This window comes from Oceaniglobus ichthyenteri (assembly GCF_003057885.1).
Lineage (GTDB): Bacteria > Pseudomonadota > Alphaproteobacteria > Rhodobacterales > Rhodobacteraceae > Oceaniglobus > Oceaniglobus ichthyenteri.
Map to the genome: position 1 here is coordinate 113,691 of NZ_QAGK01000010.1, position 23,561 is coordinate 137,251.

A 23,561-nucleotide genomic window follows, 5' to 3' on the forward strand; every position below is an offset into this window, starting at 1 on the left:
TCGCAAATGAAGTTTGACAAGTCCTGCCAGAGATCAGGCACAGACGATTTCATCGAGCACCGGCTGGCACAGCTCGGGGCACCCACCGCAGCAATCCTCCATCAGGAAACCCAGCAGGGCGCGCATTCCGTCCATATCGGCGAAATAGCGGATACTGCGGCCCTCCCTTTCGCTGCGGATCAGGCCCGAACGCGCAAGAATCGACAGGTTCGCCGACATCGTGTTTTGCCGCACATCAAGCGCAGTGCCGATCTCTCCGGCGGACATGCCCGCCTTTCCGGCCTTGATAAGCAAACGAAACACATCGAGGCGCGTGGGCTGACCGAGGGCGGCGAAGGCATTGAGGGCATCTTTTGTATCCATAAATCATGAAATATTGATATATTTTGGATATGTCAAGACGGGGTTCGATCATTTCGCAAACGTAGTTATTTCCCAGCGCAATTGTAATTTGCCCGTCCAATATCCTTTCTGAGGAACCGGGGCAGAACCACGGGCAACTCGGCCCCCCAAGCGCACTCTTTTACGCGTGCTTGGGCAGGTTCATGGTGTGGCTCTATTTCGGGGTGCCGGAACGCGCTTTCAAAACGCCGGATCAAACCGCATGCATCTCACTCCAAATGGATATTACATTCAGGTGGGTAAGGCTCCGTGTGGCGGTCGATAGGCGGCGCATCACACCCATAACCGCCACCCAACCGAATGAAAAAAGTGGTGTCCGCGGCGGGATTCGAACCCACGGCCCCAGGATTCATACCACTTCGACTTTCGCCGCCGCCTTTCGGCGTTCGTGGTCTGGACTGTCCCTTCATCCTAGGCCGAAACCCTTAGATGCTGCCCGTCCAGTCTCTACACCTTCCCCTTGCGAGGCTTGGCTCGGGATTGGCACGGCGCGATTGCGCCAAGCGTTCCCCGAATTTGAGCAGATCCGTTGCGCAGTTTCCAAGCGCAACGCCCAATTTTAAACTAGGAATCCTGTGCTCTATCCAGCTGAGCTACGCAGACATTCTTTTTTCATTGCCCAATATATCGGGCCACAGACCCCAGCGCCATGGTAAAATCCGATTTTTGCGGCTTGCGCCCCCTTTGCGCCTTCATGCCAACAGGTCACAGCAGGTATTGACGTAAAGAACTTGGAAAGGCGCGCGTTTTGCGATCTAACACAGCAAAACCGTAAGGACGCCATGACGTGACAACCGACCCAACTTTACCCCATCGCCGTCAACTTACATTGCGCGACGTGTCCGAGGAATCAGGCGTCAGCGAAATGACCGTCAGCCGTGTATTGCGCAACCGCGGCGACGTCAGCGAGGCCACCCGCAACAAGGTGTTGGCAGCAGCCAAACGGATGGGATACGTGCCCAACAAGATCGCCGGCGCCCTTGCATCGAGTCAGGTGAATCTGGTTGCGGTCATCATTCCCAGCCTGTCGAACATGGTATTTCCCGAAGTGATGACAGGCATCAGTCAGATCCTGGAACATACCGAATTGCAGCCAGTGGTCGGGGTAACCAATTACCGCCCCGAGCGCGAAGAGGATGTGCTGTATGAAATGCTGTCCTGGCGGCCTTCGGGCGTGATTATTGCCGGGCTTGAACATTCCGATGCAAGCCTGGCGATGCTGCGCGCAAGCGGCATTCCGGTTGTCGAAATCATGGATACCGACGGCGAAGCGGTCGACGCTGTGGTGGGCATTTCCCATCGCCGCGCCGGGCGTGAAATGGCCCAGGCAATCGTGAAACAGGGGTTCCGGCGGATCGGGTTCCTGGGGACAAAAATGCCGCTCGATTTCCGTGCCCGCAAACGATTTGAAGGCTTCACCGAAGCCTTGGCCAAAACCGGTCTGGAAGTGGTCGAACAAGAGTTTTACGATGGCGGTTCGGCCCTGGTCAAAGGCCGCGAAATGACCCAAGCCATTTTGGAACGCGATCCGGATCTCGATTTTCTGTATTATTCCAATGATATGATCGGCGCCGGCGGGCTGTTGTATGCGTTGGAAAAGGGCATTGATGTGCCCAACACCTTGGGCATGGCCGGATTTAATGGGGTTGAATTCCTGCAAGGATTGCCAAAACAACTGGCAACAATGGATGCGGGGCGTCTGGAAATTGGCCGTGCCGCCGCGCAGATCATCGCGGACCGGGTCAGTGGCCGTGTCACCGAAGGCGGTCAGCGGATTGAACTGACCCCAAAATTGCAGATTGGGGACACCTTGCGCCGTTACAAGGTCTGATCGGTCACCGCACCGGTGGCCCGATCAGTTTTGCGGCCATGGGCATATTCGGCTTTTTCGGTCTGCCGGGGCCAGATCATCCTGCCCCCGGATGTCCGATTGTCACACGGCCCCGAACATGGGTTATTTTTCCGGCTTTTCGATCGGTCCGCCCTGCGCGGCCCAGGTTGAAAACCCCTCTTTCAGATGTGCGGCATCAAACCCCATATCCTGCAACGTGGCCACCGTCAGGGCCGACCGCCAGCCCGAGGCGCAGTGAAACACATATTTCTTGCCCTCCTGGCCGAATACCTCTTTGAAATAGGGGCTGTCGGGGTCGACCCAGAATTCGATCATCCCCCGTGGCGCATGGACAGCACCCGGAATATACCCGTCACGCTGGCGTTCGCGGATGTCGCGAATATCCACAACCACAACATCCGGATCATCAAGCATCGCAATCAGATCCGGCGCTTCGATTTCATCAATCCGGTTGCGGGCTGCAGCCACCATCGCGGCGGCAGAGGTTTTAAGAGGCGTCGCCATAATTGTGCATGTCCTTGTTGGTTTTCGGCAATCCATTCACAAAGCGTGCCAGATTTACAGCAACAGGACCAGCCATCTGTCACCTGCCCGCCCACAACGGCAATGCCCGGCTATGCCAGACACACTCTATCAGATTTCATTGGAAATTCACTGGTCGGGCTGAGAGGATTCGAACCTCCGACCCCCTGCTCCCGAAGCAGGTGCGCTACCAGGCTGCGCTACAGCCCGACCTTGGGAGGCGGATTAATGCTTTGCGCGATCTTTGGCAAGGGATTCGTAGCTGGGGGGAAACCGTGTGGCGCGATCACGTAACATTTGCGATATGCGCGGCGCTGATCCGGTTTCCCGGGGTGATCGGTTTTCCAACACCGGGGTGTTGCGTGACACACCGCGCGTGGTTTCGCGCAGCACGATATACAATCCGCTGGCAATGATGATTCCCGCGCCAATCAGCGTAAAAGTATCGGGCGTTTCATCAAAGAACAGGATGCCGTATCCCGCAGCCCACAGGATTTGCGAATACTGCATGGGTGCCACAATCGCCGCGTCACCGGCGCGGTAGGCGGCAATGGTCAGCAGCCCGGCAATAAATCCGAACGCTGAAATCACCCCCACCAACCCCAGATGCTCAAGCGGCATGGGGCGATAAACAAACGGCAGGATACATGCCATCACCACAAAGTTCGCCACCATCGGATACAGCATCAAAACCGCGCTCCGCTCTTTGCGGCCGATCTTGCGCACAATGACCGATGCCGTGGCACTGCCCACGGAAGCGGTGATGGCGGCCAAATGGCCCAGCGACAGTTCGGTTGCCCCGGGGCGCAGCACCACAAACACACCCACCAGGCCCAACAGGATGGCAGCCCAGCGATGCGCGCCGACCTTTTCTTTCAGAACCGGGATCGAGAGGATGGTAATCAGCATCGGTGAGGCGAACAAAATCGCATAGGTTTGCGCCAGCGGCAGCACCGAAAAGGCGTAAAATGCCGAGAATCCCGTCATTACGGCGGCCAGAGTGCGCAGCGCGGTCCACCACGGATGCACCGGGCGCAGCGTGCCCGAGGTTTTGTCGCGCATCAGCATCAGCGTGGCCAAAGGAAAGCTGAACAGCACCGAGAAAAAGATGATCTGAAACGGGGCGTAATGACTTCCCAACACCTTGACCACCACATCGTGGGTGGCAAAGACACCAAAGGCCAACAGTGACAGCAATGCGCCGGTGATATTGGATTTCGCAGAATCAGTCATTGGGCGCCCCTGAACAGCAGCATATTCTGCAAAACGGAAAGAGTTGGTTAAGGCGGGGCCTGATCCGGCCCCGCCCATGACTTAAAGGCTGGCGTTCAGTGCCGCGATGACGGCTTGGCCCATTTGCGTGGTGGTGGCCGGTGTGCCCTCGCCCGACTGCATCAAATCAGCGGTGCGCACCCCATCGGCCAGCACTTTTTCCACGGCCTGTTCCAGGCGTGTCGCCTCATCGCCCTGATCGAACGAATAACGCAACGCCATGGCAAAGCTGAGGATACAGGCGCAAGGGTTCGCCTTGCCTGTGCCCGCAATATCGGGGGCGGAGCCGTGTACCGGTTCGTACAATGCCTTGGGCCGTCCGTTTTCCATCGGCAGGCCAAGGGACGCCGAAGGCAACATGCCCAACGACCCGGTCAGCATTGCCGCCAGATCCGACAACAGATCGCCAAACAGGTTGTCGGTGACGATCACATCAAACTGTTTGGGCCAACGGGTTAGCTGCATCGCGCCAGCATCGGCATACATATGCGAAAGTTCCACATCCGGGTATTCGGCGGCGTGAATTTCGGTCACCACATCGCGCCACAGCACGCCGGATTCCATCACGTTGGCCTTTTCCATCGAACACAGCTTGTTGTTGCGCTTGCGCGCCAGTTCAAACGCCGAGCGTGCCACGCGGGCGATTTCGGATTCGGTGTAACGCTGGGTGTTCAGGCCGATCCGCTCGTTGCCCTCTTTGAACACGCCGCGCGGTTCGCCAAAATAAATGCCCGAGGTCAGTTCGCGCACGATCATAATGTCCAGACCGGCCACAACATCGCGCTTGAGCGAGCTGAAATCAGCCAGCGCATCAAAACACTGGGCCGGGCGCAGGTTGGCGAACAAATCCATTTCCTTGCGCAGGCGCAAAAGGCCGCGCTCGGGCTTCAGGGAAAAATCCAGATTGTCGTATTTCGGCCCGCCCACAGCGCCCAACAGCACGGCGTCGGCCTCTTGCGCCTTGGCCATGGTATCATCGTGCAATGGGGTGCCGTGGGCGTCATAGGCCGCGCCGCCCACCAGATCCTCGGAGACGTCAAAGGCCAGGTCACGGTTTTCACCGAACCACGTGATCACCTTGCGCACTTCGGCCATGACTTCGGGGCCGATGCCGTCGCCGGGCAGGATGAGGAGGGAGGGGTTGGACATAGGGACGCTCCTTGTGATGGGTTATTTGTGGGGTATCCCCAAGCCAAAGTTGGGTCAAGCGATGGGCGGCATATTCCGCCCTATGGGGCAAGTGCAACATCGACCCACACCAACCGGTGGCGCGACGCCGTGCTGTCACCTGCGCCCAGCATCGCGTGCAACGGATCGTTCGGCGCGGGCCAGAACACGCCCGAATCCAACACCCTCCAATCGGTTGAGGGCAATATGTAACTGACGCGCATATTGCCCGGATCACGGGGTGTTTCATCGGGCCAATTGGCCGTATCAAACGCTGGATCGCCCTGATGGGTGGCATTCTGCCCGCCCTCCTGGGCCGCGGCGCGCACACCTCCGGCCGAGCGCGGCTGTGGGTCTTGCAAACGCGGATCGCCCAGCAGCGCGCGCAAGGATTCGGGCCGACCGTCGCCATCCACCGGATCAAGGTTGGCACTGCCGACAATCACGAACGGACGATCAGGCGGGGGCGTGGACAGCGCGCCATCCAGATATCGCAGCCAAAGCGCGGTTTCATCGTGGTTGCGGCGGCCATTGCGATCCTCTGGCCCATCAAACACCGGTGGGGTGCCGTGCCATGTGAACGCATGAAACACCGTGCCATCGCGGGTTTGCAACGGAATATCCCAATGGGCGACCGATGACAGACGTTGGATGGCAAAGGCTTTGGCATCGGGAAAGGGCGCGCCGTCCTTGGTGGGGGGAATTGCGCCGGGCAGATCGGCCCATAACAAGGCCGAAAAATCCGTCACCCCGCCGCGGTCAATCGGTAGGGCCGAAAGCACCGCAATACCGCCTGCCCCGGCAAACCGGCCATACCCCTGGGCATCGCGCGGCTCACCAGTGCGCCCGTTGCCATCCATATCAAGGCCCGTGGCGATGCCCGCATTGGGAAGCCGCGCAAAGGCATAGGGCAATGCATGGCCGGCCTCGGCAATCATTTGCGACAGTGCGGCCAGGGCCAGCCCATCACCGTCGTAATCCACATCCTGAAGCACCAGAACATCAGGCGCGATATGGGCCACAATCGCGGCCACCTGTTTGGCCTGGGCATCACCGCGCAACAGATCGCGCAACAACAAACCCGGCCCATCCCGGCCCAATTGGGTGTTGTATGTGGCAATGCGCAGGGGTTCGCCCAGCGCGGGCGCGGCCAGAACCGCAATCAGGCTGGCAAAAATCCAGCGTCGCTGATGGTGGAATACTTGCGCTTTTCTTCGATCATCTGGGCGATACGGCCCATGGCGATGCCACGCATCAACAACGAAACAGGGAAAAAGGCCCACGCGGTTACCGTCCAGATCAGGGTTTGCGGGCTGCCACCTGCCGCCGCGCCAAACAGGTTTGAGGCCGACGATACCACCATCGGCATCAAAAAGGGCAAGGCGATTCCCAACCCGATATTCACATAGGAATCGCGGCGCAACCGCCCCACCACATCGCGCCCCGCTGTTGGGTCGAATGTGGGCAGATTGGTCCAGACGTTGAAACTGCCATTTTGCATCGGCCATCCGGTCAGACGAATCGCAATCACGAATACGGCCAGTGACACCAGGGAAATCAGGTATGACAGCCCGGCCAATGCACGAATCATGTCCAACTGATGCACCGGCGCATTTTCAGGCAGCATCAAAACAACCAGCCGCACCGGGCTATAGGGAAAATCAACCGCCCGACTGATCAACAACCCGATCGATTCAACAAATTCGGGCAGCAGGGCGGGCTGTGTCTGCCCCTTTACGATCAACGACAACAAGAACACCGTGACGAACAGGCTGACAAACCGGATACGGTTGAACGGAGGGGCATCGCGAAATTCATAGAGGCAGGGATAGGTGGAATTGTATTCAAACACGGTCAGGATCGCCGCACACAGCGCCACCAACATCACCATTTGCGCCGTGTCCGGCGACACGCCGGGCAGCAACAACGCCGGTGTTGCAATCAACAGCGCCACCAGGAACCCCCTGAGACAAGCGCCAAAAAGCCGCGAAATCACTGCCATGTACCCTCAACCTGGACGGATGCGATACGATGCCGCGCCCTTGTTCCAACTTGTTTTTCCGCTTTGTGGCGGAGCGCCTCAATCTTGCCCAAGTTTTGCCCACTTTCACTTCATTCGACAACGTCTTGTTAAGGTTGACGAAAGTTTAAGGGTTTTTCAGGGAAGAACTGGTGCGCCTTTGCATCATTGTCTTGGTTAAAAAAAGGCAGCCCTTGGGGCTGCCTCAAAATCTTGTGTCTGCGCCCGAAACGGGCACTAAGGGTCAAACCCAGGGGCGGCTTTGCGCGGTCTGAGATTCGTAAGTGTCGATTGCCGCCACCTTTTCAAGGGTCAGCGCGATATCATCCAGACCGTTCAGCAGGCAATGTTTGCGGAACTGATCCACCTCAAAACTGATTTCTTCGCCGTCGGATGTGGTGATCACCTGATTTTCCAGATCCACGGTCATCCGGGCGTTTTCGCCTTTTTCGGCGTCTTTCATCAGGATATCCACCTGCTCTTGCGGCAGGGGGATCGGCAGGATGCCGTTCTTGAAACAGTTGTTGAAAAAGATATCGGCAAAGCTGGGCGCGATAACACAGCGGATGCCAAAATCCTTGATCGCCCAAGGCGCATGTTCGCGCGATGAACCACAGCCAAAGTTATCGCCCGTGACCAGAATTTCGGCATTGCGATAGGCCGGTTTGTTCAGCACGAAATCCGGGTTTTCATTGCGATCATCATCATAGCGCATTTCATCAAACAACGACACGCCAAGGCCCGTGCGCTTGATCGTTTTCAGAAAATTCTTGGGGATGATCATATCGGTGTCGATGTTGATCATATCCAACGGTGCCGCAACACCGGTCAGTTTTTCGAATTTTTCCATCTCAGTCTCCCATGGGATTGGCCGAACCGACCCCAGAATTATTTGTGCAGTGCCCGCACGAAAAACGACAAAACGATCAATCCAAGACCGTTGAACAACAATTCAACCCCCAACAGGATGCCCAAAAGCTGTGGCCCGACAGTGGCAAAGTTCACCGCGATATACCCACCCAAAAGGATCGAAAACGCCCCCGAAATCAGCATCGGCCAAAAGAACGGCGTCGGTTTCATCCGCCATGACAGGGCAATGCGCACCACGCCGTTGGCGATCAGCAACACCAACACCAACAGCGCCAGCGATATCACCCCGTCAAGCGGGTTGAACAGGAACGACAGGCCCAGAAACACCAACAGCGCGCCAAGCACGATGTTGAGGAATTTCGCGCCCCCCGTGCCATCGCTCATCATGCTGCCGGCAATTTGAAATCCGCCGCTGAGCAGAAACAAAAAGCCGGTCAGGGTGGTGACAGCCAAAGAGGCCAGCACCGTGTTGCCCAAGGCAAACACCCCAAACGCCATGGAAAGCAGGCCCAGGATCAACCATTTGGTCCAGGGTTTCATCACATCAACTCGCGGACATCGGTCAACCGCCCGGTGACCGCCGCCGCCGCCGCCATGGCCGGGCTCATCAGGTGGGTGCGCCCGCCGCGCCCCTGACGACCTTCAAAGTTGCGGTTGGATGTGGCGGCGCAACGCTCGCCCGGTTCCAACTGATCGGGGTTCATGGCCAGGCACATGGAACAGCCCGCAAGGCGCCATTCAAACCCGGCGTCGATGAATACCTGGGCGATGCCTTCTTCCTCGGCCTGGGCGCGAACAAGGCCCGATCCGGGCACGACCATCGCGCGCATTCCATCGGCAATCTTTTTGCCTTTCAGAATGGCGGCAGCGGCACGCAGATCTTCGATCCGGCCATTGGTGCACGACCCGATGAACACCGTGTCGATTTTCACATCGCTCAGGGGCGTGCCCGCGGTCAGGCCCATATATTCCAACGACCGGCGCGCGGCGTCGACCTTGCCGCCTTTGAAATCTTCGGCGGCGGGCACCGATGCGGTGATCGGCAGAACGTCTTCGGGCGATGTACCCCAGGTGACAACGGGCGCAATATCTTCGCCCCGGATCGTGACAACCTTATCCCAATGGGCATCGTCATCGGATTTCAGGGTTTTCCACCATTCCATCGCGGCCTCCCACTGCGCGCCTTTGGGGGCGTGGGGGCGGCCTTTGCAATATTCGAACGTGGTTTCATCGGGCGCAATCAGACCGGCGCGCGCGCCGCCTTCAATCGCCATGTTGCACACGGTCATGCGGCCTTCCATGCTCAAGGCTTCAATCGCCTCGCCGCAATATTCAATCACATAGCCGGTGCCGCCGGCCGTGCCGGTTTTGCCGATCACCGACAGGGTGATGTCCTTGGCGGTGACACCGGGGGCCAGTTTGCCGGTGATTTCCACCTTCATGTTCTTGGATTTCTTCGAGATCAGCGTTTGTGTGGCCAACACATGTTCCACCTCTGACGTGCCAATGCCATGGGCCAAGGCACCAAACGCGCCGTGGGTGGCGGTGTGGCTATCGCCGCACACCACGGTCATGCCCGGCAGGGTCCAGCCCTGTTCAGGGCCGACGATATGCACGATGCCCTGGCGAATGTCGGACACCGGATAATAGTGAACACCGAAATCGCGGGCGTTCTTGTCCAGCGCATCCACCTGAATACGGGATTCTTCGTTTTCGATAAACTCATTGCGCCCCTCGGTTGTGGGCACGTTGTGATCGGGCACGGCAATGGTGCGTTCAGGTGCGCGCACTCCGCGCCCGGCCATCCGCAGGCCTTCAAACGCCTGTGGGCTGGTGACTTCGTGCACCAGATGGCGGTCAATATACAAAAGGCAGGTGCCGTCGTCTGCTTCTTCGACGAGATGGGCATCCCAGATTTTATCATAGAGCGTTTTGGGGGACATTTCTGTGTCTTTCGCTAAAGGTGTAACGATGGATCAGGGGCAGTGGCAGATGCCACGCTATAGATGTGCCAGAACGGTCAGCGTCGCACCGAAAAACCGCCAGGGCAGGCGCGCGCGATCATCCATGTCAAAAACCTGTGTCATGGGTCACGGATACAATGGCAGGGCATGTGGGGCAAGCCGGATTAGAGCCGTTTCAGCCCCGGGGCGCGGCGGCGCGGCGCAATCTGTCGTTGATTGCCTGCCCCAACCCCGTGTCGGGAATCGGCGACACCGCGATTTTGCGCGCGCCCTGTGCGTCAAGCGTGCGCAGATGGCGAAACAGGTTGGCCGCCGCCTGCGCCAGATCGCCACCGGGCGACAGGTTCAGATCGGCCTTGACCGCACCAAAGCCCAACAGGGTTTCGCCGGGCCGCGCAGACTGTGCATTCAATCGCACCGTCCCCAAAGGTGCGTAATGCGATGTCAGCTGCCCCGGCGCGGTGATCTTCGCACCCGTGTCAGGCAGGGCAAGGGGATAGCCCAGCGCGCGTTCAATCGCCTGCGTCGGCAATCCGCCGGGGCGCAACAGGGTTGGCACCGGATCAAACCCGACGATGGTGGATTCCAGCCCGACACCACAGGGCCCACCATCCAACACCGCATCGATTTTGCCTGAAAGCCCGTCCAATACATGCTGCGCCGTGGTCGGCGATACCCGCCCCGACGGGTTGGCCGACGGTGCGGCAATCGGCAGGTCGGTGAGGCGCAACAGATCCCGCGCCAAGGGCAAATCGGGAATCCGCACCGCCACCGTATCCAACCCCGCCGTCACCAATGGTGACAGGCCGTGATCCGCCGCAAGGGGCAAAACCAGGGTCAGCGGGCCGGGCCAGAACGCCTGTGCCAGAATCGCCGCCGCATCGGTCAAATGCGCAAACCGCGAGATTTGGGCGATATCCGCCAGATGAATGATCAAAGGATTGAACCGGGGCCGCCCCTTGGCCGCATAGATCGCCGCCACCGCTGCATCGCTCAGGGCATTCCCGCCCAGCCCGTAAACTGTTTCGGTCGGAAATGCGACCAGCCGCCCTTGGGCCAACAATCGGGCCGCAGGGGTTGGGGTGGTCAGGATGTCTGTGCTAAGGGTCATGTGATGTGACGCTGCGTTTTGGGTTGCCCGGCGACGGTCATCGCCCCAGATTGGCCACCATGCCTTAATGGGGCGCGCCGCCAATGCCAAGCGTGCCGGTGTTCTATCTGTGGAGAATTTGATGCCATATCGCGCCCCCGTCCGCGAATTTTCATTTCTGTTCGACCATGTTGTCGGGGTATCGCAGGTCAGCGGCACCGACAGATTTGCCGAAGCCACCCCCGATATCGTCGGCGCGATCCTGACCGAAGCGGCACACCTGTGCGAGGGCGCGTTGGCGCCTTTGCAACGGGTCGGCGATCAGCAACCGGCGGTTCTTGAAAACGGCGTTGTGCGCACATCGCCCGGGTTTGGCGCGGGCTATGATGCGATCGCCAAAGGCGGCTGGATCGGGATGTCGGCCAACCCCGATCAGGGGGGCATGGGCCTGCCCATGGTGGTGACAACGGCGGTCAATGAAATGATGTCATCCGCCTGCCTTGCGCTGCAACTGAACCCGCTGATGACCCAAGGCCAGATCGAAGCATTGGAACACCATGCCAGCGATGCGATCAAGGCGCTGTATCTGCCCAACCTGATTTCGGGCCGGTGGAGCGGCACAATGAACCTGACCGAACCTCAGGCCGGAAGCGATGTTGGCGCGTTAAGCAGCAAGGCCGCGCCAAACGGCGATGGCACCTATGCGATCACCGGACAAAAGATTTACATCACCTGGGGCGATAATGATTTCACCGAAAACGTCTGCCATCTGGTGTTGGCGCGCCTGCCGGATGGTGTGGCCGGAACCAAGGGGATATCGCTGTTTCTGGTGCCAAAATACATTCCCGATGATGATGGCAAACCGGGGCGGCAGAACGATCTGAAGGTCGTCAGTCTGGAACACAAGATGGGCCTGCACGGATCACCCACTGCGGTGATGCAATATGACGGGGCCACGGGATGGTTGGTGGGGGCCGAACATGGCGGCATGGCGGCGATGTTCACGATGATGAACAATGCCCGTCTGGGTGTGGGCGTGCAAGGCATCGGCGTGGCCGAGGCGGCGTATCAACAGGCGTTGAGCTATGCGCAAGAGCGTAAACAGGGCGGGCCGGGCACAATCATCGACCATGCCGATGTGCGCCGGATGCTGACCACGATGAAGGCCGACACCCAGGCGGCGCGCGCCATTGCGTTGATCTGTGCCATGGCCACTGATATGGCGCGGGCCACCGGCGGGGCGGATTGGAAAGCGCGCGCCGCCCTGCTGACCCCGATTGCCAAGGCGTTTGGCACCGATGTCGGGATCGAAGTGGCGCAAATGGGGGTGCAGGTGCACGGCGGCATGGGATATATCGAAGAAACCGGCGCGGCACAGTATTACCGCGATGCCCGGGTCACCGCGATTTACGAGGGCACGAATGGCATCCAATCCATGGATCTGGTGGCGCGCAAGATGATGGACAATGGCGATGCGGCCTTTGCCCTGCTGGATGAGGTTCAGAAAACCGCCGAAGGTGCCCGCAACGGTCACAGCGCATTGGCAAAGGCCGTGTGGGACGCCGCCGAATCCCTGCGCGAAACCACCGAATGGCTGGTTGATCAGGATGTGCAGGATCGATTTGCCGGAGCGGTGCCTTATCTGCGGGCCTTTGCCCGCGTGTTGGGCGGGTATATCCACCTGAAATCTGCCGTGGCCGGGGATGGCGCACGTCAGGCATTGGCGGCGTTTTATGTGGATCGGTTGCTGCCCGAACACACGGGTCTGTTGGCCCATGCGCGCGCCGGGGCCGCCGGTCTGTATGCGCTGTCGCCCGAAGATCTGGCATCGTGATGGCCGGGCCTGCGCCACTGCGCTATCCGTTTGAACCCCCGGCGACCGGCCAGGCGGTTGAGGTGGCACCGGGTATTTTATGGATGCGCCTGCCGCTGCCGATGGCGTTGGACCATGTGAATGTCTACGCGCTGGACGATGGCGAGGGCTGGTGCATTGTCGATACCGGGTTTGATTCACGCAAAACCCGTGCGATCTGGGCCGATCTGTTGGCCGGGCCCTTGGCCGGAAAACCCGTGACCAAGGTGTTGATCACCCACCACCACCCCGATCACGTGGGCCTGGCCGGTTGGTTTCAGGCGCAAGGCGCCACACTGATCACCACCCGCACGGCGTGGTTGATGGCGCGAATGCTGGTTTTGGATGAACAGGCGGTGCCACTGCCCGAAACCCTGGCGTTTTGGCGCGGTGCAGGGATGGATGCGGCGGTGTATGAACAACGGCTGACCGAACGCCCCTTCAACTTTGCCGATGTGGTCGCACCCCTTCCCCTGGGGTTTCAACGGATCGCCGAAGGATCGACCCTGACCATTGGCACGCGCGATTGGCAGGTGCGCATCGGCAATGGCCACGCCCCCGAACACGCAACCCTTTGGGCGGATGGCATCGTGATTGGCGGCGATCAGTTGATCCCGTCAATTTCGCCTAACCTGGGCGTTTACGCGACCGAACCCCTGGCAGACCCGGTTGCCGATTGGTTGGAAAGCTGTGAGCGACTGGCGCAATTTGCCAAAGATGATCAACTGGTTCTGCCCGGTCACAAGCTGCCGTTTTACGGCCTGCCCACGCGATTGCGCCAGTTGATTGAAAACCACCATGGCGCATTGGACCGGCTGGAAACGTTTCTGGCGCAACCGCGCACCGCCGCCGAGTGCTTCGAAGTCATGTTCAAACGAAAGATCGGGCCGGGCGAATATGGTCTGGCGCTGGTCGAATCTTTTGCCCATTGCCAACACCTTTGGCATGCGGGCCGGGTGCGGCGCGAAAGGCGTGATGACGGCGCGTGGCTTTGGCGGGTCTAGGCGGGCACCGGGGCCAGATCGCGGTACGATGCCTGCAATCCGCGCAATTCCAACAACTGATCCGGATGCACCGGGCGCCACCGCTGGCCGCATTGCTCCAACGGTTCTGACGCCATGGCGCGCCCGCCATTGTCCAACCGGTCAGACAGATACAAACTGGGGCAGCGCCCATCCGAGGCATGGCGAAACCCATACAAGGCATCGCCATCACTGAACACACAGGTCAGGCGGATTGGCCCCAGATGCGTGGCCGCGCCCAGATCGGCAATCATCGCCTGAATCGCGCGGGCCGGATCATCGGCCAGACCATGGGCCAGCAGCGTCAGGAAAATCAGCTCGGAATCGGTGGTGCCCTGGCGGTGGTCATACAGCGCATCAGGCAGCGCCGCCTCAAGCCGCCGCCGGATCGCGTTGATATGGGGCACCTGCCCGTTGTGACAGAATGACCAGTTTTTCCAGGTAAACGGATGGCAGTTCTGACGCGATGTTTCGCCTACGGTCGAGGCGCGGATATGGGCAATGAATTGTGGACTGCGCACCATACGGCACAGGCTGGTCAGGTTGCCATCGGCCCAGGCGGGCAACACATCACGGTACAATCCCGGCAGCGGCGTTTCGGGTTGATACCAGGCAATGCCAAATCCATCACCGTTCACCGCCAACTTGGCCTCGGTTGCGTGCTGACTTTGGGTCAGCAATGAATGGGTGGGCCGCACGATGATGTTTTCAAGCGGAATCGCCGGCCCCTGATAGGCAGCAATGCGGCACATCAGCAGTGCCCGCCGGTATTGCGCCCCGCCGTTGAGCGGCGCGACGTTGGTACAACGGTATGGGGCAGAGCGGTGGTGGGCATGTCGGCTCCGAAGTTTGTTTTTGGCAATGTCGCCCAATATCACGGCGCGGCGGCGGCACAAATCATTGTGTTTGAATGAGCGGGATATTTTTTCAACGCACGCGCGTTGAGCGCTTTGGTGGTTTGCGGTGGCAGACACCGGGGCTGGTGTTTTTCGATTTGGCGATTACTGTTTCAGACAAAAGGATGTTCCATGGACAATGCAATTCAAACCACTGCCGAACTGGCCGAAGCGGCGGCCATGCCGCGCGCCCATGCGGTGCACACCGACCCAAGTATGAAAGGCGCTGAATCCGCGCCCCTGCCCCCTTGCATGGCCAAAACCCCCGTCAAAAACAAAAGTGCGGCGGAATGGGCCTATCAACGCTTGGTTTTGTATATTCAGCATTTTGAAAAACAACTGGACGAAGAACACGAGGTCGCCATGGGCTTTGTCGGCAGCGCGTCGGGCGTGATGCGGATCGAAGGGATGGGGTTTTACGACCCTGATATCGTGACGTTTTATGGCTCAGAGGCGGCGGGCGCGCGCACGCAGTTGATTCAGCATGTCAGCCAGTTGAACGTGTTTTTGCGCGCTGTGCCCAAAACTGCCGGCCAAAAAGAACCCAACAGAATCGGATTTCGCCTTGCCGCCGATCTGGAAGAGGGCGATGCCCCCTGACACCGCCGCGAAATTGCAACATTTCTGGGTCGTGACAGGGCGATCGGAATCGTCTATTCGGATTCTCAGAACATAGCGAGGAACCACAGCCATGGCCGACCACAAGCACGGATCGATGAATATCGAAGAGCAGGAAAAAACCTTTAACGGGTTCATCACCCTGATGACACGCACGGTTATCGCCATCATCGTGGTGCTGATTTTGCTGGCATTGATCAACGGCTAGGGTCGTGGGATTGCGCGCGCTGGCGGCGGTATTATTGTTGGTGATCGTCGCCGGATGCGGCGCGGGGGCTGTTTCGGTCATGGCCCCGATGGAAGACGTGCAGCGCAGCGCCTATGCCCATCCGGGGCCGCCATCGCTTACGCTTTATACTGTGATCAACAACCGTACCGGATCGGGCGCGCACACGGCGTTGATGATCAGCGCCAGTCAGCGGGTGCTGTGGGATCCGGCAGGATCGTTTTATCACCCCGCCGCCCCGGAACAGAACGATGTCCTGTTCGGTTTCACCCCCAATGTTCAGGCCGTATACGAAGATTACCATGCGCGTGAAACATTCCGCATCGTGTCGCAAACCGTGACCGTCACGCCCGAAGTGGCGGAACTGGCCCTGAAACTGGCCCGGCAACAGGGCCCGGCCGGTGATGCCACCTGTGCGATCACCACCAGCGGAATCTTGCGCCAACTGCCGGGGTTCGAAGGTTTTCCCGCCAGTTATTTCCCGGTACAAACCATGGAAAACTTTGCCGCACGCACCGGGGTAAAGGGCCAAACCATTACCGATGACGATGCCGATGACAATCACGGCGTCCTGTTTCGGGTGATGCGCCCCGCCGGGCCTGCCGCCGCCCCCTAGCCCAGCGCGAACAACAGCGTATAAAGCGCGACAGCGCCCCCGACCATGGCCCAGATCGTGTTGCGCGTCGCCAACCCAATGCCAAGGGCGACCAAGGCCGCCACACCCCGCGCCAGATCGGGCTCGCCGCCCGTGGCGGCGGGCCACAACACCAAAGGTGCCACCATCCCGGGCAACACGGCCACCGGCGTATAGCGCAACAGTTTCAACAGGATCGGCGGCATCGGGCGATTGCCGATCAGGCCCAGAAACGAAAACCGGATCACATAGGTGCCAAGACCCAACAGGGCAATGGTGGCCCAGATTTCAGTGGTGGAATAGGTCACGCGCGCCGCTCCATCAGGGTTTCAACCGTGGCCCCGACCGCCATCGCACAGGCCGCCGCAATCAACAGCCCGGTGCCCCAGGGCAGCCCGACCAACAGCAGCGCCGCCACAACCGAAGTAAAGGCCGACGCCACATGGGCCAGGGATTTCAGCGATGGGGCAACCATGGCGATGAATGCAATCGGCAGGGCAAAATCCAGCGCAAAGGCGGGCGGAACCGCGCCGCCGATCAGTACGCCGACAAAAGCAAAGGCATACCATGTGGGCACCACCGGCGTTGCGACCCCAAAGAAAAACGCCAGTTTTTCCGAAATCGACATTTTCGGCCGTTTTTCATATTCCAGAACGGCCACGGTATAGGTTTGATCCAGGGTCATATACGCCACAATCGCCCGTTTCCACAAAGGCGCCGCGCCCAGATGCGGCACCAATGCCGCCGAATACATGCCCATGCGCAAATTCACCGCCAACGCTGTGGCCAGAACCGCAAACAATGGCGCGTCTTCCTGCATCAGCGACACGGCGGCAAATTGCGCCGATCCGGCAATCACCAACGCATTGAACCCCATGGATTGTGCCAAGGTCAGGCCCGCCTCGGTTGCGACAACGCCAAACAGCAACGCAAACGGGATCAGCACGATGATAAATGGCGCGCCATCGCGCGCTCCGCGCCAATAGGCGGATTTCGTCGTGGAACCTGACATGGGAACGTCCTAGATTGTTTTGGCTGTCTTACGCATCCCGTGCCCGAGGTTCAAATGCCAAATCCCCCAACCGATCTTCCCTATCTCATCGCCCCCGATCCGGCGCGCCCCGGGTTGACCCGACAGGTGCAAGGGGTGGATCACACCGGCGCCATTGGTCCGATTTCGGTGGTCGAAGAACGGCCTTTGACGATTTTCCTGAACGGCGCCGAAATTGTGACCGCGATGACCATTGGCGATTATCCCGAATACCTGGCGCTTGGGTTTTTGCGCAATCAGGGGATGTTGCGCGATGGCGAAACCATCAAGGGCGTCGATTACGACGATGATTTGCAGGTGGTTGTTGTGCGTACCGATGGCACCACGACATACGAGGAAAAGCTGAAGAAAAAGACCCGCACATCGGGCTGTGCCGTGGGCACCGTGTTTGGTGACATGATGGAGGGGCTTGAGGGGCTGACCCTGCCCGCCGCACAGGTGCGCACATCCTGGTTGTATGCCCTGGCCGATCAGATCAATCGCACCCCTTCCTTGTATCTTGAGGCGGGGGCGATTCACGGCACAGTGCTGTGTCATCAGGCCCGCCCGCTGGTCTATATGGAGGATGTCGGCCGCCACAACGCTGTCGATAAGATCGCCGGCTGGATGCTGAGCGAGACTATATCGGCGCAGGACAAGATCTTGTATACCACCGGGCGGCTGACCTCGGAAATGGTCATCAAGACGGCCCTGATGGGAATCCCGGTGTTGGTGTCCCGGTCGGGGTTCACCGCCTGGGGGGTTGAAATTGCGCGTCAGGTCGGGCTGACCCTGATTGGCCGGATGCGCGGGCGGCGGTTTGTATGTTTGTCGGGCGAAGATCGGGTTTTGCGTGATGCCAACCTGTCTGCCGTGGCCGATGAGCCGCGCAAATCCGCGCGGAAGGGTGGCGGCGATGACTGATCCGATCGGCAAAAAAGCGGTTATGAAGCAGCCCCTTGGTGTCATTCTGGCTGGCGGTCTGGCCCGGCGCATGGGCGGCGGCGACAAAGGTTTGCTGCCCCTTGGCGCGGGTACGATCCTGTCGCATGTCGTGGCGCGGTTGGAACCGCAGGTGGCGGGGCTGGCGCTCAATGCCAATGGTGATCCGTCGCGCTTTGCCACGCTCGGCCTGCCGGTATTGCCCGACAGCATTGATGGCTTTGTCGGCCCTCTGGCCGGGGTTCTGGCGGGCCTTGATTGGGCGGCAGAGCAAGGTGGCGATCATATCGTGACGGCCGCTGCCGACACGCCGTTCTTTCCCTGTGATCTGGTGGCGCGGCTGTGTGCGGCGGGGCCGGGCATCGTGCTGGCGGCCACGGCGGACGGGCGCCACCCCACCTTCGGGCTGTGGCCCGTCGCGCTGCGCGATGATCTGCGCGCCGCGTTGCAGGGGGGATTGCGCAAAGTGGTGCAGTGGACACAGGCCCATGGCGGCGTCGAGGCGATGTTCGATGACCCCGGCGCGCCGTTTTTCAACGTCAACACCCCCGAGGATCTGATCAAGGCCGAGAGCATGTTATGAAAATCTATGGCGTGACCGGCTGGAAAAACGCCGGAAAAACCGGATTGATGGAGCGTTTGGTAACCGAATTCACCGCCCGCGGCCTGCGGGTTTCGACCCTGAAGCATGCCCATCACGCCTTTGACATCGACCAGGAAGGGCGCGACAGTTACCGCCACCGTCAGGCCGGGGCGGCGCAGGTACTGCTGTCATCGGGGCACCGTTGGGCGTTGATGTCGGAACTGCGCGGTGCACCCGAACCCGCACTGAAAGACCTGTTGGCGCGGCTGGACCCCGTCGATCTGGTTTTGATCGAAGGCTGGAAGCGCGATTCCCACCCCAAGGTCGAAGCATGGCGCGCGGCGGCCTCAAACCCGCTGATCGCCCCGGGTGATCCGACAATCCGCGCTGTGGCCAGCGATGTACCCGTGGATGTGCCTGACCGGGCGCAATTTCGCCTCGATGACACCGTCGCAATCGCCGATTTCATCGCCACCGAGGTGGGATTGTGACCTTTGACACCATCGCCATTGTCGATTGGTCCGGCGGCAACGACACCGGCGCGCGCGCCCGCAAAGATGCGATCTGGGCCTGTGCGGTGGGGGCCGGGGCCTGTGCACCCACGTATTTGCGCAACCGCGACGCGGCATTTGACTGGCTGTTCGCCTTGGGCACGGCCACGGTTTCAAACGGACAGCGCGCGTTGATCGGGTTTGATTTTCCGTTCGGCTATCCGGCGGGGTTTGCGGGGCGTCTGGGCGTTTCCGGGCCGCTGGACCTGTGGGATTTTTTGGCGCGGAATCTGGAGGATACGCCCCGGCGCAACAGCCGTTTTGCGTTGGCCGGGGCGTTGAACCGGCGGTTTCCGGGTGTCGGGCCATTCTGGTTTAATGGCGGCAAGGCCGATGTGCCCGACCTGCCGCGCAAGGGGCTGGCGCGTCATGATCATGGTATGGCCGAACGGCGATTGGCCGAAACCCGCGCCAAGGGCACGTTCACCTGTTGGCAAATGGGTGGTGCCGGATCGGTCGGCAGTCAGGCGATGACCGGCATGGCCCATCTGGCGCGGTTGCGCGCAGCCCTCAAAGACAGGGTTCGGGTTTGGCCATTCGAACCGTTGAACCGCGAGGTCGCTCTTGTGGAAATATGGCCCAGCTTGATTGACGACGCGGTTCGAAACGCCCAGCGCCCTGATGAGCCACGCGATGCGGCGCAGGTGCGCGTGTTGGCGGCAACCCTTTGGGAAATGCAATTGGCCGGTGATCTGACCGCCGCCCTGAACGACGTGCCAGAAATCGCCCGCCGTGAAGAAGGCTGGATCCTGGGCCTGGGCCATCAAACCACCCTGAGCAAAGGCGCAGAAAGGATACCGGATGTCGCAGTTGGCCAATGATTGTTTTGCCCTGCCCCCCGGGGTGTATTGGACCCCGGTGGACGACGCGCTGGCGATCCTGCGTGATCGGCTGAACCCGGTGGTTGGGGTTGAAACCTGCCTTACCGCTGACGCCGATGGCCGCGTTTTGGCGCGTGATCATTTCGCCCCGCGCGCCAATCCGCCCGGGGCAAATACGGCGATTGATGGCTATGGTTTTGCCCTTGGTACGCTGTCCCCCGGTGCACAGGATTTGCCATTGGTGGCCGGGCGCGCCGCGGCGGGGGCGCCGTTTGAAGGTGTGGTGCCACCGGGCCATGCCGTGCGCATTCTGACAGGCGCGTTGGTGCCTGCGGGTGTTGATACGGTGGTGATGCAGGAAGATTGCGAACTGGCCGAGGGGCGCATCACCTTTCCCGGCTTGCCCAAATTGGGTGCCAACACCCGCAAGGCGGGTGAGGATGTGCCCGCCGATGCGCGGGTGCTGCCGGGCGGCCATGTGTTGCGCCCGCCCGATCTGGCGCTGTTGTCTGCCGTGGGCTGTGCCACGGTCGAGGTGTTTCGCCCGCTTCGGGTGGGGGTGCTGTCAACCGGTGATGAGCTGTGCGCGCCCGGCGCTGACCCGGACCCGGCCCGCACCTATGACGCCAATCGCCCGATGCTGTTGGCGCTGGCCGCGCGCTGGGGCTATGTGCCGGTGGATCTGGGCCATGTGGGCGATGATCGCGCCGTCCTGCGCGCGCGTCTTGACAGCGCACAGGCCGATGTCGTGCTGACGTCTGGCGGCGCCTCGGCAGGCGAGGAAGACCACGTATCGGCCCTGTTGCAAAAGGCCGGCGCGATGCAGGCATGGCGCATCGCCCTGAAACCGGGGCGGCCCCTGGCCTTGGGCCTGTGGAACGGCATGCCGGTGTTTGGCCTGCCCGGCAATCCGGTGGCGGCTTTGGTTTGTGCGCTGATCTTTGCGCGGCCCACCCTGTCGTTGTTGGCCGGGTCCGGATGGCGCGCGCCGGTGGGATTTGACATGCCGGCCGCCTTTGCAAAACGCAAAAAGGCCGGGCGCCGCGAATATCTGCGCGCCCGCATTGTGGATGGGCAAATCGAAACCTTTGCCTCGGAAGGGTCGGGGCGGATTTCCGGGCTCAGCTGGGCCGATGGGTTGGTCGAACTAAGCGAACCCGCGCAAGAGGTGCGCCCGGGCGATAGGGTTCGGTTTCTGCCCTATGGGGGATTTGGGTTCTAAACCCCGCCCTTTGGCCCATCGGCAGAGGTCAGATGGCAGGCTGCGGATTGGGTGCCGTTCAGCAGTTCAAGCGCGGGTTCTTTCTGGCGGCAAATGTCGATCGCCAGTGGGCAGCGGGTGTGGAATTTGCATCCCTTTGGCGGGTTGATCGGTGACGGCAGATCGCCCTTCAGACGAATCCGATCCCGCCGGGTCGTCGATTTCTCCAGATGCGGCACCGATGACAACAGCGCCTTTGTATAGGGGTGCATCGGATTTTCCAAAACTTCGCTGGTTTCGCCCTCTTCCACGATCTTGCCCATATACATCACGGCAATCCGGTCGCTGACGTAACCGATGACCGAAATATCATGGGAAATGAACAGATAGGTCAGGCCCAGTTCCTGTTTCAGATCATCCAGCAATTCGATGATCTGCGCCTGAATCGAAACATCCAGCGCCGACACCGGTTCATCGCACACCACGAATTTCGGGTTCATGATCAACGCCCGGGCAATCCCGATCCTTTGGCGCTGACCACCAGAAAACTGGTGCGGATAACGATTGAGGTGGCTGGAATTCAGCCCCACGCGGTTGAGGATGCTGACAACCCGGTCTTTCAATTCACTGCCGCTGGCCAGCTTGTGAATCTGCAATGGCTTTGCAACGATTTCGCCCACCGTGCGGCGTGGATTGAGCGATGCATAAGGATCTTGAAAGATAATCTGCATCCGTTGGCGCATGGCTTTCAGCGCGGTGGCATCCAATGTGGTGATATCGGTGCCATCAAACGAAATTTCGCCCGATGTCGGTTCGTGCAACCGCAAAAGCGCGCGGCCAAGCGTGCTTTTGCCGCAACCGGATTCGCCGATCAGGCCCAGGGTTTTCCCCGCGCCAATGTTCAGATCGACGCCATTCACCGCCTGCACCAGAATGCCGGGGTTGCCCAACATCCGGCCGAATACTCCACGGCGCGCATCGAAATGTTTGACCAACCCGGTCACGCGTAACAAATCAGACATCGCCACCTCCGGGCGTACCGGGAAAAAGACACCGCACTTCGCGCTCGGGGCCGCAATCCTGCATCGCGATATGGGTTTTACAGGCAGGGCGCGCCCGGGTGCAGCGATCCATGAACCGGCATTGCGCCGGCAGATTGACCAGTTCGGGAACGGTGCCTTTGATCGGTTCGATCCGGCGCGCCAAATCCGACAGGCGCGGGATCGAATTAAGCAACCCCTGTGTATAGGGATGTTGCGGATTTGCGATCACTGCGTGGGTCGGGCCGCGTTCGACAATCTGGCCCGCATACATCACCACCACATTGTCGCAATATTCGGCAACAACCCCCAGATCGTGGGTGATCAGAATAACGCTCATCCCCAGTTTTTCGCGGATGCCCGCGATCAGCTCCAACACCTGCGCCTGAATGGTGACATCCAACGCGGTTGTCGGTTCATCCGCGATCAGCAGTCGGGGTTTACAGGCCAAAGCAATGGCAATCATCACCCGCTGGCGCATTCCGCCCGAAAATTGGTGGGGATAATCATCAAACCGCGATTCCGGCGATGGGATGCCAACCAGTTTAAGCATCTCCAACGCCTGTTCGCGGGCCTGTTTTCGCTTGGCCTTGCGCGATCCGGTCAACGTATCATCATGGGCCAAAAGCACCTCGATGATCTGGTTTGACACGGTGTAAGCGGGGTTCAGCGCGGTCAGCGCATCCTGCATCGTCATGGCAATTTCCTTGCCGCGCAGTTTGCGATATGCGGTCGGGTCCAGCCCGACCAATTCACGTTTTTCAAAGGTGATCGACCCGTTGGCGATAAACCCCGGCTTTTTGATCAACCCCATCACCGATGCAAAGGTCACGCTTTTGCCCGACCCGCTTTCGCCGACCACGCCCAGACATTCGCCGCGGTTTAACGACAGGCTGACACCATCAACGGCGGTCACCATCCCGTCGCGGGTATCAAAACACGTTTTGAGATCACTGATCTGAAGAACCGTATCGCGCATCATCCCG

26 protein-coding genes and 1 tRNA gene are annotated in these 23,561 nt (G+C 60.0%); 11 read left to right on the forward strand and 16 right to left on the reverse strand.

Annotated features, from left to right (window positions below):
* Positions 1-33: 33 nt before the first annotated feature.
* Complete coding sequence (locus C8265_RS14825) at positions 34-363, reverse strand: ArsR/SmtB family transcription factor (protein WP_108484799.1); 330 nt, start codon at positions 361-363, stop codon at positions 34-36.
* Between the two features lie 826 nt (positions 364-1,189).
* Here C8265_RS14825 and C8265_RS14830 point away from each other — a divergent pair.
* Positions 1,190-2,233 (forward strand): LacI family DNA-binding transcriptional regulator, encoded by a 1,044-nt coding sequence (locus C8265_RS14830; protein ID WP_240611100.1) that lies wholly within the window; start codon positions 1,190-1,192, stop codon positions 2,231-2,233.
* Between the two features lie 123 nt (positions 2,234-2,356).
* Here the strand turns inward: C8265_RS14830 and C8265_RS14835 are convergent, their stop codons facing one another.
* The 10 genes from C8265_RS14835 to C8265_RS14875 all read right to left on the reverse strand — a co-directional run bounded on the left by C8265_RS14835 (position 2,357) and on the right by C8265_RS14875 (position 11,180).
* Entirely contained in the window at positions 2,357-2,758 is a 402-nt protein-coding gene (locus tag C8265_RS14835) for a rhodanese-like domain-containing protein (RefSeq protein ID WP_108484800.1), read from the reverse strand.
* Between the two features lie 151 nt (positions 2,759-2,909).
* Positions 2,910-2,986: transfer RNA gene (locus C8265_RS14840), tRNA-Pro, on the reverse strand.
* A gap of 15 nt (positions 2,987-3,001) precedes the next feature.
* Positions 3,002-4,009 (reverse strand): DMT family transporter, encoded by a 1,008-nt coding sequence (locus C8265_RS14845; RefSeq protein WP_108484838.1) that lies wholly within the window; start codon positions 4,007-4,009, stop codon positions 3,002-3,004.
* 81 nt (positions 4,010-4,090) lie between these two features.
* On the reverse strand, positions 4,091-5,197 hold the full coding sequence (gene leuB / locus C8265_RS14850) for a 3-isopropylmalate dehydrogenase (protein ID WP_108484801.1): 1,107 nt from the start codon (positions 5,195-5,197) through the stop codon (positions 4,091-4,093).
* Positions 5,198-5,277: 80 nt separating this feature from the next.
* Positions 5,278-6,393 carry an endonuclease/exonuclease/phosphatase family protein gene (locus C8265_RS14855; protein WP_338065790.1) on the reverse strand — a complete coding sequence of 372 codons (1,116 nt, stop codon included), beginning with the start codon at positions 6,391-6,393 and terminating at the stop codon, positions 5,278-5,280.
* A complete protein-coding gene (locus C8265_RS19795) occupies positions 6,378-7,169 on the reverse strand; it encodes a hypothetical protein (RefSeq protein WP_338065789.1) in 792 nt (263 codons plus the stop codon). The genes C8265_RS14855 and C8265_RS19795 overlap by 16 nt, the downstream gene beginning before the upstream one ends.
* A 310-nt stretch (positions 7,170-7,479) precedes the next feature.
* Positions 7,480-8,085: a 3-isopropylmalate dehydratase small subunit gene (gene leuD / locus C8265_RS14860; protein ID WP_108484803.1), complete on the reverse strand. Its 606-nt coding sequence runs from the start codon at positions 8,083-8,085 to the stop codon at positions 7,480-7,482.
* A 38-nt stretch (positions 8,086-8,123) separates the two neighbouring features.
* Positions 8,124-8,645, reverse strand: a complete 522-nt coding sequence (locus tag C8265_RS14865; protein WP_108484804.1) for an HdeD family acid-resistance protein — start codon at positions 8,643-8,645, stop codon at positions 8,124-8,126.
* Positions 8,645-10,048: a 3-isopropylmalate dehydratase large subunit gene (gene leuC, locus C8265_RS14870; RefSeq protein WP_108484805.1), complete on the reverse strand. Its 1,404-nt coding sequence runs from the start codon at positions 10,046-10,048 to the stop codon at positions 8,645-8,647. The genes C8265_RS14865 and leuC overlap by 1 nt, the downstream gene beginning before the upstream one ends.
* 196 nt (positions 10,049-10,244) lie before the next feature.
* Positions 10,245-11,180, reverse strand: a complete 936-nt coding sequence (locus C8265_RS14875; protein ID WP_108484806.1) for an L-threonylcarbamoyladenylate synthase — start codon at positions 11,178-11,180, stop codon at positions 10,245-10,247.
* Positions 11,181-11,301: 121 nt separating this feature from the next.
* Here C8265_RS14875 and C8265_RS14880 point away from each other — a divergent pair, with 121 nt between their 5' ends.
* Both C8265_RS14880 and C8265_RS14885 read left to right on the forward strand, forming a co-directional pair.
* Positions 11,302-12,993: an acyl-CoA dehydrogenase gene (locus C8265_RS14880; protein WP_108484839.1), complete on the forward strand. Its 1,692-nt coding sequence runs from the start codon at positions 11,302-11,304 to the stop codon at positions 12,991-12,993.
* Positions 12,993-14,015: an MBL fold metallo-hydrolase gene (locus C8265_RS14885; RefSeq protein ID WP_108484807.1), complete on the forward strand. Its 1,023-nt coding sequence runs from the start codon at positions 12,993-12,995 to the stop codon at positions 14,013-14,015. Before C8265_RS14880 ends, C8265_RS14885 begins: the two co-directional genes overlap by 1 nt.
* On the opposite strand, the gene C8265_RS14890 is transcribed toward C8265_RS14885, so the two are convergent.
* Positions 14,012-14,785 carry a class II glutamine amidotransferase gene (locus C8265_RS14890; protein ID WP_108484840.1) on the reverse strand — a complete coding sequence of 258 codons (774 nt, stop codon included), beginning with the start codon at positions 14,783-14,785 and terminating at the stop codon, positions 14,012-14,014. The genes C8265_RS14885 and C8265_RS14890 overlap by 4 nt on opposite strands.
* A 276-nt stretch (positions 14,786-15,061) precedes the next feature.
* Here C8265_RS14890 and C8265_RS14895 point away from each other — a divergent pair, with 276 nt between their 5' ends.
* The 3 genes from C8265_RS14895 (at position 15,062) to C8265_RS14905 (ending at position 16,389) form a co-directional block, all read left to right on the forward strand.
* Positions 15,062-15,529: a DUF6173 family protein gene (locus C8265_RS14895; protein ID WP_108484808.1), complete on the forward strand. Its 468-nt coding sequence runs from the start codon at positions 15,062-15,064 to the stop codon at positions 15,527-15,529.
* A gap of 91 nt (positions 15,530-15,620) precedes the next feature.
* Positions 15,621-15,755 carry an aa3-type cytochrome c oxidase subunit IV gene (locus C8265_RS14900; RefSeq protein ID WP_108484809.1) on the forward strand — a complete coding sequence of 45 codons (135 nt, stop codon included), beginning with the start codon at positions 15,621-15,623 and terminating at the stop codon, positions 15,753-15,755.
* A 4-nt stretch (positions 15,756-15,759) separates the two neighbouring features.
* Positions 15,760-16,389 carry a hypothetical protein gene (locus C8265_RS14905; protein ID WP_240611101.1) on the forward strand — a complete coding sequence of 210 codons (630 nt, stop codon included), beginning with the start codon at positions 15,760-15,762 and terminating at the stop codon, positions 16,387-16,389.
* Here the strand turns inward: C8265_RS14905 and C8265_RS14910 are convergent.
* Both C8265_RS14910 and C8265_RS14915 read right to left on the reverse strand, forming a co-directional pair.
* Positions 16,386-16,715, reverse strand: coding sequence for an AzlD domain-containing protein (locus tag C8265_RS14910; protein ID WP_108484810.1), 330 nt, complete (start codon positions 16,713-16,715; stop codon positions 16,386-16,388). The two genes, C8265_RS14905 and C8265_RS14910, sit on opposite strands and share 4 nt — an antisense overlap.
* Positions 16,712-17,419, reverse strand: coding sequence for an AzlC family ABC transporter permease (locus C8265_RS14915; RefSeq protein ID WP_108484811.1), 708 nt, complete (start codon positions 17,417-17,419; stop codon positions 16,712-16,714). The genes C8265_RS14910 and C8265_RS14915 overlap by 4 nt, the downstream gene beginning before the upstream one ends.
* Positions 17,420-17,473: 54 nt before the next feature.
* Here C8265_RS14915 and C8265_RS14920 point away from each other — a divergent pair, with 54 nt between their 5' ends.
* The 5 genes from C8265_RS14920 to C8265_RS14940 are packed head-to-tail and all read left to right on the forward strand — an operon-like array spanning position 17,474 to position 21,556.
* A complete protein-coding gene (locus tag C8265_RS14920) occupies positions 17,474-18,361 on the forward strand; it encodes a formate dehydrogenase accessory sulfurtransferase FdhD (protein ID WP_108484812.1) in 888 nt (295 codons plus the stop codon).
* A 22-nt stretch (positions 18,362-18,383) separates the two neighbouring features.
* Positions 18,384-18,962 (forward strand): molybdenum cofactor guanylyltransferase MobA, encoded by a 579-nt coding sequence (gene mobA / locus C8265_RS14925; protein WP_108484842.1) that lies wholly within the window; start codon positions 18,384-18,386, stop codon positions 18,960-18,962.
* The gene (gene mobB / locus C8265_RS14930; RefSeq protein ID WP_108484813.1) at positions 18,959-19,453 is read left to right on the forward strand and encodes a molybdopterin-guanine dinucleotide biosynthesis protein B; all 495 of its coding nucleotides are present in this window, start codon (positions 18,959-18,961) and stop codon (positions 19,451-19,453) included. The genes mobA and mobB overlap by 4 nt, the downstream gene beginning before the upstream one ends.
* The gene (locus C8265_RS14935; protein ID WP_240611102.1) at positions 19,450-20,334 is read left to right on the forward strand and encodes a molybdopterin guanine dinucleotide synthesis; all 885 of its coding nucleotides are present in this window, start codon (positions 19,450-19,452) and stop codon (positions 20,332-20,334) included. The genes mobB and C8265_RS14935 overlap by 4 nt, the downstream gene beginning before the upstream one ends.
* Positions 20,315-21,556: a molybdopterin-binding protein gene (locus C8265_RS14940; RefSeq protein WP_108484815.1), complete on the forward strand. Its 1,242-nt coding sequence runs from the start codon at positions 20,315-20,317 to the stop codon at positions 21,554-21,556. The genes C8265_RS14935 and C8265_RS14940 overlap by 20 nt, the downstream gene beginning before the upstream one ends.
* Here the strand turns inward: C8265_RS14940 and C8265_RS14945 are convergent.
* Positions 21,553-22,557: an ABC transporter ATP-binding protein gene (locus tag C8265_RS14945; protein WP_108484843.1), complete on the reverse strand. Its 1,005-nt coding sequence runs from the start codon at positions 22,555-22,557 to the stop codon at positions 21,553-21,555. The genes C8265_RS14940 and C8265_RS14945 overlap by 4 nt on opposite strands.
* On the reverse strand, positions 22,550-23,554 hold the full coding sequence (locus tag C8265_RS14950) for an ABC transporter ATP-binding protein (protein ID WP_206050344.1): 1,005 nt from the start codon (positions 23,552-23,554) through the stop codon (positions 22,550-22,552). Before C8265_RS14950 ends, C8265_RS14945 begins: the two co-directional genes overlap by 8 nt.
* Positions 23,555-23,561 lie beyond the last annotated feature (7 nt).

Bases quoted from the DNA above. Each gene is read 5' to 3' on its own strand.
- C8265_RS14825 (WP_108484799.1), bottom strand. From the start codon at position 363: ATGGATACAAAAGATGCCCTCAATGCCTTCGCCGCCCTCGGTCAGCCC.
- leuB (WP_108484801.1), bottom strand. From the start codon at position 5,197: ATGTCCAACCCCTCCCTCCTCATCCTGCCCGGCGACGGCATCGGCCCC.
- C8265_RS14880 (WP_108484839.1), top strand. From the start codon at position 11,302: ATGCCATATCGCGCCCCCGTCCGCGAATTTTCATTTCTGTTCGACCAT.
- C8265_RS14865 (WP_108484804.1), bottom strand. From the start codon at position 8,645: ATGAAACCCTGGACCAAATGGTTGATCCTGGGCCTGCTTTCCATGGCG.
- C8265_RS14900 (WP_108484809.1), top strand. From the start codon at position 15,621: ATGGCCGACCACAAGCACGGATCGATGAATATCGAAGAGCAGGAAAAA.
- C8265_RS14950 (WP_206050344.1), bottom strand. From the start codon at position 23,554: ATGCGCGATACGGTTCTTCAGATCAGTGATCTCAAAACGTGTTTTGAT.
- mobB (WP_108484813.1), top strand. From the start codon at position 18,959: ATGAAAATCTATGGCGTGACCGGCTGGAAAAACGCCGGAAAAACCGGA.
- C8265_RS14885 (WP_108484807.1), top strand. From the start codon at position 12,993: ATGGCCGGGCCTGCGCCACTGCGCTATCCGTTTGAACCCCCGGCGACC.
- C8265_RS14875 (WP_108484806.1), bottom strand. From the start codon at position 11,180: ATGACCCTTAGCACAGACATCCTGACCACCCCAACCCCTGCGGCCCGA.
- C8265_RS14945 (WP_108484843.1), bottom strand. From the start codon at position 22,557: ATGTCTGATTTGTTACGCGTGACCGGGTTGGTCAAACATTTCGATGCG.
- leuC (WP_108484805.1), bottom strand. From the start codon at position 10,048: ATGTCCCCCAAAACGCTCTATGATAAAATCTGGGATGCCCATCTCGTC.
- C8265_RS14835 (WP_108484800.1), bottom strand. From the start codon at position 2,758: ATGGCGACGCCTCTTAAAACCTCTGCCGCCGCGATGGTGGCTGCAGCC.
- C8265_RS14940 (WP_108484815.1), top strand. From the start codon at position 20,315: ATGTCGCAGTTGGCCAATGATTGTTTTGCCCTGCCCCCCGGGGTGTAT.
- C8265_RS14920 (WP_108484812.1), top strand. From the start codon at position 17,474: ATGCCAAATCCCCCAACCGATCTTCCCTATCTCATCGCCCCCGATCCG.
- C8265_RS14895 (WP_108484808.1), top strand. From the start codon at position 15,062: ATGGACAATGCAATTCAAACCACTGCCGAACTGGCCGAAGCGGCGGCC.
- mobA (WP_108484842.1), top strand. From the start codon at position 18,384: ATGAAGCAGCCCCTTGGTGTCATTCTGGCTGGCGGTCTGGCCCGGCGC.
- C8265_RS14845 (WP_108484838.1), bottom strand. From the start codon at position 4,009: ATGACTGATTCTGCGAAATCCAATATCACCGGCGCATTGCTGTCACTG.
- leuD (WP_108484803.1), bottom strand. From the start codon at position 8,085: ATGGAAAAATTCGAAAAACTGACCGGTGTTGCGGCACCGTTGGATATG.
- C8265_RS14915 (WP_108484811.1), bottom strand. From the start codon at position 17,419: ATGTCAGGTTCCACGACGAAATCCGCCTATTGGCGCGGAGCGCGCGAT.
- C8265_RS14890 (WP_108484840.1), bottom strand. From the start codon at position 14,785: ATGTGCCGCATTGCTGCCTATCAGGGGCCGGCGATTCCGCTTGAAAAC.